The following is a 13947-nucleotide window of genomic DNA, read 5'->3' on the forward strand; positions in this document are numbered from 1 at the left end:
GAGCGAAAGGGGAACAGCCTGCAAGTGATAGCAGAAGTGTTAGTGGAACAGTCTGGAAAGTCTGGCGATACAGGGTGATAGCCCCGTACACGAAAACACATCTGTGGTACTAAGCTTGCGATAAGTAGGTCGGGACACGTGTTATCTTGACTGAAGATGGGGGGACCATCCTCCAAGGCTAAATACTACCAATTGACCGATAGTGAACCAGTACCGTGAGGGAAAGGCGAAAAGAACCCCTGTGAGGGGAGTGAAATAGATCCTGAAACCGTATGCGTACAAGCAGTAGGAGCAGACTTGTTCTGTGACTGCGTACCTTTTGTATAATGGGTCAGCGACTTAATGTCAGTAGCAAGGTTAACCGTATAGGGGAGCCGTAGGGAAACCGAGTCTTAATAGGGCGAATTAGTTGCTGGCATTAGACCCGAAACCGGGCGATCTATCCATGGCCAGGTTGAAGATGCCGTAACAGGCATTGGAGGACCGAACCCACAAATGTTGAAAAATTTGGGGATGAGTTGTGGATCGGAGTGAAAGGCTAATCAAGCTCGGAGATAGCTGGTTCTCCTCGAAATCTATTTAGGTAGAGCGTCGTGTCTAACCCTAGGGGGTAGAGCACTGTTTGGGCTAGGGGGTCATCCCGACTTACCAACCCCATGCAAACTCCGAATACCTAGGAGTTCAATCACGGCAGACAGACAGCGGGTGCTAACGTCCGTTGTCAAGAGGGAAACAACCCAGACCGCCAGCTAAGGTCCCTAATACACATTAAGTGGGAAACGATGTGGGAAGGCTTAGACAGCTAGGAGGTTGGCTTAGAAGCAGCCACCCTTTAAAGAAAGCGTAATAGCTCACTAGTCGAGTCGGCCTGCGCGGAAGATATAACGGGGCTAAATGTGTAACCGAAGCTGCGGATGCGTGCTTGCACGCATGGTAGAGGAGCGTTCTGTAAGCCTGCGAAGGTGAATCGAGAGGTTTGCTGGAGGTATCAGAAGTGCGAATGCTGACATGAGTAACGACAAGGGGAGTGAAAAACTCCCCCGCCGGAAGACCAAGGTTTCCTGTCCCATGTTAATCAGGACAGGGTTAGTCGGCCCCTAAGGCGAGGCAGAAATGCGTAGTCGATGGAAAACGGGTTAATATTCCCGTACTTGTTATAACTGCGATGGAGGGACGGAGTAGGCTAGGCGATCGCGGCGATGGTTGTCCGCGTTTAAGCTCGTAGGCTGGGGGATTAGGCAAATCCGGTTCCCTAAGGCTGAGAAGCGAATACGAGTCCTCTTTTGGACGAAGTCGTTGATGCCATGCTTCCAAGAAAAGCTTCTAAGCTTCAGGTTATAACAAACCGTACCCCAAACCGACACAGGTGGTCAGGTAGAGAATACCAAGGCGCTTGAGAGAACTCGGGTGAAGGAACTAGGCAAAATGGTACCGTAACTTCGGGAGAAGGTACGCTCCCTTTGGTGATCGGACTTGCTCCGTAAGCTGAGGGGAGTCGAAGTGACCAGGTGGCTGCAACTGTTTATCAAAAACATAGCACTGTGCAAACACGAAAGTGGACGTATACGGTGTGACGCCTGCCCGGTGCCGGAAGGTTAATTGATGGGGTTAGCGCAAGCGAAGCTCTTGATCGAAGCCCCGGTAAACGGCGGCCGTAACTATAACGGTCCTAAGGTAGCGAAATTCCTTGTCGGGTAAGTTCCGACCTGCACGAATGGCGTAATGATGGCCACGCTGTCTCCACCCGAGACTCAGTGAAATTGAATTTGCGGTTAAGATGCCGTATACCCGCGGCTAGACGGAAAGACCCCGTGAACCTTTACTATAGCTTCACAGTGGACTCTGATATTACTTGTGTAGGATAGCTGGGAGGCTTTGAAACTTAGGCGCTAGCTTAGGTGGAGCCAATCTTGAAATACCAGCCTGGTACTGTTGGGGTTCTAACTCTGGACCATTATCTGGTTCGAGGACATTGTGTGGTGGGTAGTTTGACTGGGGCGGTCTCCTCCCAAAGAGTAACGGAGGAGCACGAAGGTGCGCTAAGCATGGTCGGAAATCATGCGGTTAGTGTAATGGCATAAGCGCGCTTGACTGCGAGACTGACAAGTCGAGCAGGTACGAAAGTAGGTCATAGTGATCCGGTGGTTCTGTATGGAAGGGCCATCGCTCAACGGATAAAAGGTACTCCGGGGATAACAGGCTGATACCGCCCAAGAGTTCACATCGACGGCGGTGTTTGGCACCTCGATGTCGGCTCATCACATCCTGGGGCTGAAGCCGGTCCCAAGGGTATGGCTGTTCGCCATTTAAAGTGGTACGCGAGCTGGGTTCAGAACGTCGTGAGACAGTTCGGTCCCTATCTGCCGTGGGCGTTGGAGATTTGAGGAAAGCTGCTTCTAGTACGAGAGGACCGAAGTGGACGAACCTCTGGTGTTCGGGTTGTATCGCCAGATGCATTGCCCGGTAGCTACGTTCGGACGGGATAAGCGCTGAAAGCATCTAAGCGCGAAGCCTCTTCCAAGATTAGATCTCCCTGGGGCCTTGAGCCCCCTAAAGAGCCGTTCAAGACCAGGACGTTGATAGGCAGGGTGTGTAAGTGCTGCGAGGCATTGAGCTAACCTGTACTAATTGCTCGTGAGGCTTGACCATATAATTAAGTGGTCTTGTTGTCACAATGAAGAAACTGCAGCGGATTGTTGCGTGTAGTGAGAGCTACACACATGAGAAAACTTGTTTATATCAGCTTATTTACCACCTTATTTGGATTGAATGACGCAGTACGAAAGTACGTAAGACACCTCATTTAACCAAGCCAGTTTGCCTGGCGACCATAGAGACATGGTACCACCTGATCCCATCCCGAACTCAGAAGTGAAACGTGTCATCGCCGATGGTAGTTTGGGGTTTCCCCATGCGAGAGTAGGTCATCGCCAGGCTTCTAAATAAAATACCCCGTTCAGCTTATGCTGGACGGGGTTTTTTATTTAGGACGCGAGGAGCGTCTCTCACTAAATATCGGGCTCATGCGACAAACTCTGTTCTGCAAGAACGAGTTTGGTGCGACGTAGCGCAGCGAAGGCGTCGCGTAGCGATTGGAAGCACTGCTTCCAACACAAAGTAGGTCATCACTACGCGCCAAACTTTATTAAGTACTGCAACGCTGGTTTTTTAGTTTTTTTATAACCCGCAGTACCCCCAGACAGCTCCACGCTAGACGGGAGACGGAAGACGCAAAAGAAAAAATCAACACCAAGTCTTTGGTTCCCAGTCTTGCGCATACCCACAAAAAAGCCCCAGCAGGAAACCCTGCTGGGGCTTTATGTTTTTAGCGTCTTCCGTCTCCCGTCACGCATCTCCCGAGCACGGTGAGTTCACCGTCTCCCGCGTTAAGATCAAATCCCGCCAAGGCACATATACTTAATTTCCATATAGTCCTCAATGCCGTACTTCGAGCCTTCACGGCCAAAGCCCGACTCTTTAATACCGCCGAAGGGAGCCATCTCGTTAGAGATCAAGCCTTCGTTAATACCCACTATGCCGTATTCCAGGGCTTCGCCAAAACGCCATACCCGGCTGATGTCGCTGGTGTAGAAATAGGAGGCAAGGCCAAATTCCGTGTTGTTGGCTGATGCAAGTACGTCTTCTTCGGTGTCGAAAATGGAAATGGCAGCGACAGGGCCGAATATTTCATCGCGGCTAATTTGCATATCTTTGGTCACGCCGCTAATTAGGGTTGGGGGGTAGAAGTGGGTGTCTATATCTCCGGCGTTAGTATTCACCTCTGCCTGATATAACACTGTCGCACCTTTGGTGATGGCGTCGTCTACGAGTGACGTTACCTTGGCGACTGCCTTGGTCGTTATAAGCGGGCCGATGTTAACGTCGGTGCGGCTGCCATTACCGGTATGAAGGCCCTTCATCGCCGTGCTGAGCTTTTCGGCAAAGGCCTCGTGTATGTCACGTTGTATGTAGATGCGATTGGTGCAAACACAGGTTTGCCCCGCGTTGCGAAATTTGGAGCTCATTAAGCCTTTTATCGCTAAATCGAGATTGGCATCGTTGAACACAATAAAAGGCGCGTTGCCCCCCAGCTCCATAGAGGTCTTTTTAACCGTGCCAGCGCATTGTTCTAGTAATGTTTTCCCTACCTGGGTCGAACCTGTAAAACTTAATTTACTGACCAAGGGGCTGCTAGTCATTACTTTGCCGATGGTGGGTGCGCTGCTGCTACAAACTATATTAAAGACGCCCGCAGGGATTCCCGCTTGTTCGGCAAGAACGGCCAATGCGATTGCAGATAAAGGGGTTTCATGTGCGGGTTTGGCTACAAAGGTGCATCCGGCCGCGAGTGCCGGAGCCGCTTTGCGGGCAAGCATGGCATTTGGAAAATTCCATGGGGTTATGGACGCTACAACACCAATAGGCTGCTTAATAACAAATAAACGCTGGCTGCTGTTGGGGGGCGCGATAATATCGCCATAGACGCGCTTTGCTTCTTCGGCAAACCATTCGATATAGCTGGCGCCATAGGCAATTTCACCCTTGGCCTCAGCCAAAGGTTTACCTTGTTCAGTAGTTAATATCAGCGCTAGATCGTCTTGATTTTCCATGATGAGATCAAACCAGCGACGCAATAATTTAGCGCGTTCTTTCACGGTTAGCGCTGCCCAAGAAGGTTTGGCTGCGTAGGCCGCAGCAATTGCTCGCTCGGCATCCTGATCATTTAAATCGGCGACATTCAGTATAGTTTCGCCGGTTGACGGGTTTTGAACGGCAAAAGTTTTAAGGTCCTCGCCCTGCTGCCAAATACCAGCAATATAAGATTCGCCTCTAAGAAGATTGGGGTTGCGAAGTTGCATAACCAATACCTATTTATGTCGATTGAGGATCAATTGCACATCCTACTGCCAGCTAGCGAGGTATTCAATGTAGATGCGGGATACGTAGGGTAAGGCGGACTATATACGTAATAATATTCAGCTAAATTAAAATCCGGAATTGTCCGCTTTATATTGAACTTATTGGTTTGTCATATAACTGAAATACCTGCTTCATATATCTGTCACCAAATCTCCCTAAGATGTGCCCCATTAATACAATCCTAGAAAACCTTAGAGTCTGTTCCGGAGATAAGTTCATATGAAAAAAATATTTGCACTGACAGCAATGTCATCAGCACTACTGCTTGCAGCTTGTGGTGGCGGCGATATTAATCTGAGCCCAACTAATATCGATAATAGTGTTGATAATAGTACTAGTAACGGTGGTAGTGGTGGTTCAAACCCATGTGCATCGTATGTTGAATCAGGTCAGACCTATCAGGGGCAGGTTGTTGGTGCTGACTGTTTCTATCCTGCTAGCTTCGTAAGCTCTGCTAACCCAATTACCGCTCCTACGGTGAAGTTCCAGACCATAGCTGGTGTTCACGAATTTGCAGATAGTTTGTTTATAGGTGATGACGTTGATGCGCAAGCTGCTGCTGCCGGCACATTAATTCCACAAGAAGGTGAAGGCACCAAGTTAACAATCGATGCCGGTGTCACCATGGTATTTAAGCGTCCAGAAAGTTATGTGCGTATAGCGCGTGGTTCGCAAATCTTTGCGGAAGGCACCCCCGGCTCGCCAATCACCTTTACGGCAGATGAAGACATCGATGGCGTAGCCACTGAAGACGACCGCGGTCTTTGGGGTGGTTTGCAAATTAATGGTAACGGCAAGACTAACAAGTGCCATGACGGTACTGCTTCAGGCTCTGGTACTGGCGCGGTGAGCGATTTTGTTGCTACCGCAAACAATGTTCATAACTGTAATCAAGAGGCAGAAGGGCAGCCAGCCACTTACGGTGGTAATAACAATGCAGAAAGCTCAGGTGTACTGAAATATGTGGTCGTTAAACACGCTGGTTTTGAAGTTATCGACGGTAATGAGTTGAATGCTGTCACTTTAAACGGTGTTGGTAGCGGGACTATTATCAGTCATGTTCAGGCTTACACCACTCAAGACGACGGTTTTGAAATGTTTGGTGGTGCGGTCAATCTAGATCACATTGTTGTCGTTAATGCGGGTGATGATTCAATCGATTACTCGGAAGGTTATAACGGTAAAATTCAATACGCTGTGGTAGTACACACGTCGGGAGCCAACCGCTGTATCGAAGGGGATAATACTGGCTCTAATCGCGGCGACGGCATCACCCCCAAGACGAATCTCATTATCTCCAATATGACCTGTGTAACATCGGGCATTAAGGAAAATACGGGTGTTAACGCGACCTCGAAGGGCGACTCTGAAGGCCCATTGTTCCGGGAAGGTGTGCACTTTCAAATGTATAACTCAATTGTAACCTCAAATGCGGCCGGCATGGCCAGTCAAGAGTGTTTAGAGTTGGATGATACTGAGGGGCCACAAACTATTGATGCGGCTCAAGACAAAACAAGCAAAGCCAGCAGTAACGTAATTGCATGTACCGAAGCAACGAAAGTAAGTGGTGCGACCAAAGGCAGTTTCGACTTGGTGAATTGGCTTGCTGGTGGCGGTATTAATGCAGATACCCCGGCTAACGACAACACCAACAACGTTATTATCACTGGTGCAGATCTTCCTGCTCAAAGCTTGATCGTTGGTGGCGTGGGTACCCGCGGTTATAAAACGGCGGCAGCAATTACTAATGGCGCTGGCACGCCGGTATTTGACCAGGCTAGCGCCTTGACTGATGTCTCAACTATAGACGCAAGTTTCTTCACCAAGCCGACCTACCTCGGTGGCGCGAATGCCGGTGATGATTGGTTGGCGGGCTGGACAGTTGGCTTGACTGCGCCACTGAATCCCTAAGTCGTTCTCAAACCCCTTCATTTATTAGGGAGGTGGGCTTGCTTCTGGCGGCCCATCGGTAGTATAGCGCTTGAACGCCCCTCCCAAGAGAGGGGCATTTTTCAGAGCACTTAGGATTATGATTATGTTAACTACACGATTTTCGCTGACGCCGCTAGCAATGGCTGTTGCGCTGGTGACCAGCAGTTTTACAGGCGCTGTTATCGCTCAAGAAGCAGATACCGGTAACGCCGATATATTTTCGCCATCTGCCTTAGAAGAAGTGGTTGTAGTCGGCCGCTTGCAAAGTGTTGCAGCTTCATTGGTTGATGAACGTTTAGAGCTACCTTATTCAGCTGACTTTTTAGGGTTTGAAGCAATCTCGCGTGCGGGTGATAGCGATGTTGGTTCCGCGCTTCGCCGCGTGACTGGTGTAACCTTGATCGACAATAAATTTATCTATATTCGTGGTTTAGGCGAGCGCTACAGCAATGTCACTGTTAATGGCGCGGCGGTGCCTTCACCAGACTTAGCTCGGAGCGTTATTCCTTTAGATTTATTTCCTGCGAGTATTGTTGAATCTCTGAAAGTACAGAAATCTTGGGGGCCGGATTTGCCCGCTAACTTTGGTGGCGGCGCAATTGATATCCGCACCCGTAACGTTCCATCGGGGCCTGTTGCTGCGATTAGTATCGGTACCGGTTTTAATAGCGAGAGCGATGATGGCTTCAGCTACCCTGATAGCGGCTCAAGTGCGCTTCCTGGAGCATTGCGATCAGCCATAAGTCGTTATCAAGGTGATTTGTCACAAACTAATATATACGATGTTGAAAATGATTCTGGCAACGCGGTAACGCGTGAGCAAGCAGAGGGTATTCAGCGGGATTTAATTCTGTCGCTAAACCGTAACGTCGCTATTTCCCCGGGTAGTTTAGATCGAGATCGCGATATAAAAGTTGATCTTGGAAATGCTTGGGATGTAGCCGACGAGCTGGTTTTAGGTGCCTCAATTAGCGGTGCTTATGATGAAGATTATCGCAATAAAAATCAGACCAAACGCAGCATCGGTAGTCCAGAAACCAACTTTGCAGAGGTAGAACGCACAGTACATGAGGAGCGCACCACGTTGGCGTTTGTGCTTGGTGCAGAGTACGCTCAAGACCACTCGGTGCAGTTGAGTCATTATAATATTCAGAATGATTCCGATGAGGCGCGAATCACCACAAGCTTTAGCAATGATAATCCGGTGGTAGACAATAGCCCAGATCGGAATTATGCGACACGCATGGAAGAGCGTGAATTGGTCTTAAGTCAAATAAAAGGTAGCCACCGCTTGGGCAATTTCGCGCCACTAACGGCCTTGGAGATGCTCAGCCTCGACTGGTTTTACTCTGACGCAGAAGCCACAACTGATATTCCGAATGCAACGAGTTTTATTGGCTCTTTAGATCGAAATACAGCTGAACCAACGCCTTATATATCAAAATCCTCGTCGTCCGGTCAGTTCGAGTTTTTGTCACTGAAAGACAGCGTTGAAAGTTGGGGTGGGAAATTTTCTCTTCCTGTAGATCTTTCAGGACGGGAATTGAATTTGTCAGGCGGATGGTGGAATTCTGATAAAACTCGGGAATATTATGGCTACACGGCCAATGTGGGGACATTGTCGACTGTGGGTACACCTGCCAGTGTTTTCTCCGACGGGAGTATTGCCAATCTCGCTAATAGCTTTGATATTTCTATGGGCTCGGGTTTCGGTAATGAAAGCTATGTCGCCGCGCAGAAAATCGGAGCCGTTTTTGGCGAAGTAGACTTCCGCGTGAGTGAAGAATGGCGACTGACTGCGGGTGCACGTTGGGAAGAGTATCAGCAAGCAGTCTTACCGGTGAACTTGTTGGATTTTACTGGGGTATTTAACCAGCAGCTAATCAATGCGCTTAACGATCCTAAACAGACCTTTGCAGTACAGAATGATGATATCTATTCGAGTATTGCACTTACCTATTCAGGTGTTGATCTACTTGCTGCCAATGAGTTTCAGTTGCGTTTTAGTGTGAGTGAAACTGTCGTGCGGCCCGATCTGCGTGAACTCGCCGACGTTGCGTATATCGATCCGGAGTTGAGTGTGCGCGTATTTGGCAATCCTCGATTGAAGTCCACGGAGGTGCGAAACTACGATCTGCGTAGTGAATTCTATTACGACGGTGGCGATAATTTTACCGTGTCACTTTTTTATAAGGATTTGCAATTGCCTATTGAGCAAGTTGAAGGGGCTGGCTCAGATGACGACACGGTGCTGCGTTATATTAACGGTGATTCAGGTGAAGTCTACGGGATTGAGTTTGAGGGCCTGAAAACCTTGCCCGCAGGTTTGTTTTTGTCAGGTAATGTCACCTTGAGCGACTCTGAAATTACCATAACCACCAATAATGAAGTAACCAATACCGACCGTCGACTTACTGGGCACTCTAAATATGTGGTGAACGCTTCTTTGGGTTATGATTCTCCGAACGAACAGCATAGTGCATCGTTGCTATATAACGTTTCCGGCGAACGAATTTTCTTTGCTGGTACATCGGGTAATGATGACGCTTTTGAACAGCCCTTCGGTTCATTGGATCTTATTTATAATTACTACCCCACTGAAAATATTTCTGTCAAAGTTAAGCTCGGTAATTTGCTTAATGCCAAGCGAGAGTTTGAGCAGAAGAATAGTAGCGGTCATAATGTTGTGATTTTAGAGCAGGAAGTAGGCACTAGTTTTGGGCTTGATTTAAGCTGGAAATACTAATTCTAAAATTCTGCTTTCAATTAAAAAAGAGCGTCAGCTTGACGTTCTTTTTTAATTTTCGATATTGGCACTCGATGCCACTTTAAGCTTCGCAGCCTTTTCGGCGTAGGTGGCAGCCAAATCCCGCTTTCCCTGTCGAAAATAGATCAAGGATGCAAAACGGTAAAAACGGTGTTCATTCTTTCTGAGTGCAATAGCGTGCTTTATCGCTTGCAAAGCATTTGCATACTCTCCTTTTTCATACTCCGCTTTTGCACGGGTATAGTGCCAAAATGGATTTTTCTTTCTGAATTCCTCCGCTACTTTCTCAAGCTCACGCGCTTTCCCGGTATCACCTTGTTCACGATACAGGCGACTTAGATTGCTAATAGCAACTTGATCGTTAATATTTAAGGTTAGCGCCTGTCGGTAGGCTAACTCTGCATCTTGCTGGTGACCAAGTCGACGAAATAAAGTACCTAAATTCCCCCAAATATGCCCGGCTTGCGGGTCTAAATAGAGCGCTCTATGGAAATAGCGCATCGCTTCGTCGTTCTTGCCCTGGTTAAGAAACTCGGCACCACGATTATTGTAATGTTGGGCGGCCGCTTCTTGTTCGCTGAGTCGGTGTTGCGGGTAGTGATACTCGTAATTATCAACACTAAGATCAACGATTTCCTGTCCGTCTTCGCCAAAATCGACGACGACGTTAATGTGCTTATAAAACACCATGCTGTTGTCACTAACCATGTCCCAGCTGGGCGGAATCGTCACTTCATTGTAATAGGCGTTGAGGTTAGCCTCTCGTGCCAAGGCAATGAATAAGGAGCTTAACGACAGGCAGTTGCCCTTTCGCGCATAAAAGGTCTCAGTTGCGTTAAATGTGATCCCAGGGTCGTATGATAGGCCGAGCTGTGAGGGGCGAACCATGGCGTCTAAAAGATAGCTTAAACGGGCGCGTGGGTTTAAGGCGGCCGGTACATTTTCTTCGACGAAATAGCGCATGTCGGCGTCAATAGCGAGAATGTTTTCCTCCGGAGAAAAAGCGGATTTTGCGCTGATTGGGTTTATTTCATCGTCTAATAAGTTTGCAACTGCATTTGCTGGCGGCGGGTCGATTTGTATCGACGGCTGGCTTTGTTTGCTCGCACAGCCAGTTGCAAGGCTGCCTAGCTCGCTAATGAAAATGGCGAGGGCAATAGCTGAGCTGGGGGATTTTATTTTCATAAAATACATCGCTTTTGTTTATTATTCCACGTTACAAGCGTAATTTACCACGGTGGGTCAGTAAATGCTGCGAGCTGTTTAGCTTATTAATCTTCTGCAGGCATTGGTAAGTAGCCGATTCAGCGCCGGGGCTTCAATAAGTACACTGTTATTTTGATCTTGTATTTACGGCTACGTATTTTTCGGACCTGCCTATTAAAACCAATTTGCTATGTCGCTGGGGATAAGTCATGCATGAATTACCACATCACTACTCGGTAACCGTAAGCGGGCATCCGCAGGGATCCTTAAACGTTTTTGCAGATCATTTACCCGCATTGGCGGTTAATGCGCCAAGCCAATTCGATGGCCCTGGCGATAAATGGTCGCCTGAGGAGTTGCTCATGGCGGCTGCGGCGAATTGTTTTGTTCTGTCATTTCGAACGGTGGCGGAGTTGGCTAAGTTAGACTGGCTATCTATTGAGTGTCACAGTAAAGGTGAGCTAGATAAAGTCGAGCGCAGTATGTTGTTCACTAAGATAACGATTTCCGTGACGTTGCTTGTTGCGGATGCCGCGAGTAGATCAAAAGCGGAAACCCTGCTTCGTAAGGCAGAGAAGATATGTATTGTGAGTAATTCCCTGTCGGCAAAAAAGTGCTTAGAAATTAATGTGCTAAGTAAGTAATAGGCTGGGGTAAGTTTTATATGACGGCGCTAGGACGGTATTTGGCAAAGATCAAAAATGGAAAAATAGTATTGTGGTGCTACTTGATTTGGTATTTGACTACAGTCTACTTTTATTTTGATCCCGCCCCTAAAATATGGATAAATGCGCTGGGTATCAGCGCAATTATTGGCTTGGGTTTAATGCTAAGTGTTGATGCTAGCGGTAGTCGATGGCAAACGGCTCGTTTGTTTATGATGCCATTTGCTGTGTCCAGTTTTTCTGCGCTCATTAAGGGGCAAGGTTTCCTGTTTGTTTTTTCGCCAGTATTAAACGAGCTGTTAGTGGGCGTTGCGCTCTGCGCGATGTTTGTGGTGTTGGTGCTCTATTTTAGGCATAGGAATTCATAATTTGGTGATTGCCAATGATTTTCTAATTAAATTCAATTGTCATTGAATAGTGACCTAAAATTTCTTTAGCCTGTGCTTGCGCAGAGCTGTCGACAAGACTAATGCGGATAACCGTGCCGCGCAGCTTTTCGTCGTTAATGCTAATGTCGCGTAGGTCTATACCTGCGTCTTGCAGCTGTTCAGTAATGACGCTGATCATTTCCATCTTTTTAAGCGTAGGTTTAAATATTTTGCCAACGCCGGTTAGTGGCATGGCGTCGATAATACGGATAAATTTTGGTTGCGCGGCCCGCTCCGAAATATTGTTTTGACAAAACAGCATTAGCTCGGCTTCAGTCACTGATTGTTGCGCTTTTAACTGAACGTAGGCAACGGGGAGTTCTCCGGCGTATTGGTCGGGCCTACCGACGGCGGCGGCAATTTCAACTGCGGGATGTTGATGTAAGGGGGCCTCAATCGTGAGGGGGTCGATATTGTGGCCACCGCGGATGATAAGTTCTTTTTTCCGGCCAGTGAGCCAAAAATAGCCCTCGGCATCTTGGCGGCCGAGGTCGCCGGTATTTAGCCATTTACGACCATCGCCAGTGTCTACCCATATGTTGCGATTTTGCTCTTCTACAGTGTAGCCAGCAAATACATTAGGGCCAGATATAATCAATGCGCCTATTTCGTCGACGGTACAATCACCCAGGTAGGCTCCGCTTTCTTCGTCAAGAAGAACGGCTTTCATCAATTGACCGGGAATACGTAAACCGATGGATCCAAGGCGACGTTCTCCTAGGGGCGGATTTACACTGCTGACGCATGTGCCTTCAGTGAGCCCGTAACCCTCAAGAATTTTTAGTCCTGTACGCTCCTGAAAGTTCTTAAAGACCTCTTTAGGCATGGGTGCTGCACCACAAAGGCCAAACTCGAGGCTACTAATATCGTGTTTGCCAGTTGGAATTTGCATTAACGCGGCATAGAGCGTGGGCACGCCACTGAAAAAATGCACGCGATGGTGTTCGACAATATCCCAAAAATTGCTAACGACGCCTTCTCCGCGATAGCCTTGCGGGCTGCCTAGTATCACGTGGGCTCCGTTCGAGAAGGGGAGTAGTCCGGTGACTTGGACTGCGTTGACGTGAAACAGCGGTAAACCGCAAAACACGTTTTTGCCGGGGCCGATGCCATCGCCTAAAAATTGCGCTGAGCTCCAAACATTCGCTACCTCATTACAATGCTTGCGCATTGCGATTTTGGGCAGGCCGGTGGTGCCGCCGGTACAGAAATAAGAGGAGTAATCTTGTGGGTCAATAATGCGTTGACTAAGCAAGTGATCGCTGGGCTGGCGAGCCAATCCGGATTGAAGATAATGCGTTTTGATATTGCTTGGTAACGCAGCTGCAATGCCTGCTAATCCATGTAATCGCCATTCCTCACGTTTGGCGAGCAGTTTTGCGATTGGCTTTTTTAAGCCCTGTACTCGGTCTGCGAGATTGACCAGCACTAGATGTTTTAGTTTTGGTAACTTAGCAAGTGCTGGCTGAACCTTAGGCCAAAGGTCTGTGCCGGGAAAGGGAGCAAGTGTCACCAAAATTTCGGCGTTCGCGGTGTCGAGCAAATCGCTAATGGCCTCGGTTTCAAGTAGAGGGTTAATTGCCGCGATAATACCGCTCGCCTGACCGCCCCAAATCACAAAATGGGTTTCTGGTAAATTAGGTAAAATAAAGGCAATAACCGTGTCTTTGTTGGCGCCCAGCTCATGAAAAAAATTAGCACACTGGGTAATTTGACCGAGCAGTTGCTGGTAGGTCCAGGTATCGGTGTTGCGGTGGTTATTGCCGTTAAGGAAGAAGGTGAGAGCCGGCGCATTTGGATTGATGGCGGCGCCGCGCTGGATCAATTCGTAGCTGCTGTTCGCTAAATTATCGGGAAGACCCTCAGCTTCAAGCTGCTCAATATCTACTTGTTTGATAATACTGCTCATATTGCAATCTCTGTGGTGGCCTTGTGATGTGGCGCTCATCAAATTTTAGCGCTTTTGAGTGTGACGCTGGCGGCATATCGCTTAGCGGTTCCTTGTGGCGTGCGGAACACCATTTAGAAC

7 protein-coding genes and 2 rRNA genes (1 of these 9 cut by a window edge) are annotated in these 13947 nt (G+C 48.2%); 6 read left to right on the forward strand and 3 right to left on the reverse strand.

The features are described 5' to 3' along the window. Together AZF00_RS03685 and rrf are read left to right on the forward strand one after the other, a co-directional pair. Positions 1–2649, forward strand: a 23S ribosomal RNA gene (locus AZF00_RS03685) (it extends 251 nt beyond the left edge of the window). A gap of 171 nt (positions 2650–2820) precedes the next feature. Then, positions 2821–2936 (forward strand): 5S ribosomal RNA (gene rrf / locus AZF00_RS03690). Positions 2937–3392: 456 nt separating this feature from the next. Here rrf and AZF00_RS03695 read toward each other — a convergent pair. Then, positions 3393–4859: an NAD-dependent succinate-semialdehyde dehydrogenase gene (locus AZF00_RS03695; RefSeq protein WP_008245980.1), complete on the reverse strand. Its 1467-nt coding sequence runs from the start codon at positions 4857–4859 to the stop codon at positions 3393–3395. Between the two features lie 280 nt (positions 4860–5139). Here AZF00_RS03695 and AZF00_RS03700 point away from each other — a divergent pair, with 280 nt between their 5' ends. Both AZF00_RS03700 and AZF00_RS03705 read left to right on the forward strand, forming a co-directional pair. Then, complete coding sequence (locus AZF00_RS03700; protein WP_008245981.1) at positions 5140–6831, forward strand: beta-helix domain-containing protein; 1692 nt, start codon at positions 5140–5142, stop codon at positions 6829–6831. A gap of 124 nt (positions 6832–6955) precedes the next feature. Further along, on the forward strand, positions 6956–9598 hold the full coding sequence (locus tag AZF00_RS03705) for a TonB-dependent receptor domain-containing protein (RefSeq protein WP_008245993.1): 2643 nt from the start codon (positions 6956–6958) through the stop codon (positions 9596–9598). A 51-nt stretch (positions 9599–9649) separates the two neighbouring features. Here the strand turns inward: AZF00_RS03705 and AZF00_RS03710 are convergent, their stop codons facing one another. After that, complete coding sequence (locus AZF00_RS03710) at positions 9650–10804, reverse strand: tetratricopeptide repeat protein (RefSeq protein ID WP_040802387.1); 1155 nt, start codon at positions 10802–10804, stop codon at positions 9650–9652. A 230-nt stretch (positions 10805–11034) separates the two neighbouring features. On the opposite strand from AZF00_RS03710, the gene AZF00_RS03715 reads away from it, so the two are divergent. Continuing rightward, positions 11035–11469 (forward strand): OsmC family protein, encoded by a 435-nt coding sequence (locus tag AZF00_RS03715; RefSeq protein WP_008245995.1) that lies wholly within the window; start codon positions 11035–11037, stop codon positions 11467–11469. A 41-nt stretch (positions 11470–11510) separates the two neighbouring features. After that, the gene (locus AZF00_RS03720; protein ID WP_231856186.1) at positions 11511–11858 is read left to right on the forward strand and encodes a hypothetical protein; all 348 of its coding nucleotides are present in this window, start codon (positions 11511–11513) and stop codon (positions 11856–11858) included. A gap of 22 nt (positions 11859–11880) precedes the next feature. Here the strand turns inward: AZF00_RS03720 and AZF00_RS03725 are convergent, their stop codons facing one another. Next, positions 11881–13827 carry an acyl-CoA synthetase gene (locus AZF00_RS03725; RefSeq protein WP_008246000.1) on the reverse strand — a complete coding sequence of 649 codons (1947 nt, stop codon included), beginning with the start codon at positions 13825–13827 and terminating at the stop codon, positions 11881–11883. Between the last annotated feature and the right edge of the window lie 120 nt (positions 13828–13947).

It is taken from the genome of Zhongshania aliphaticivorans, from assembly GCF_001586255.1.
Lineage (GTDB): Bacteria > Pseudomonadota > Gammaproteobacteria > Pseudomonadales > Spongiibacteraceae > Spongiibacter > Spongiibacter aliphaticivorans.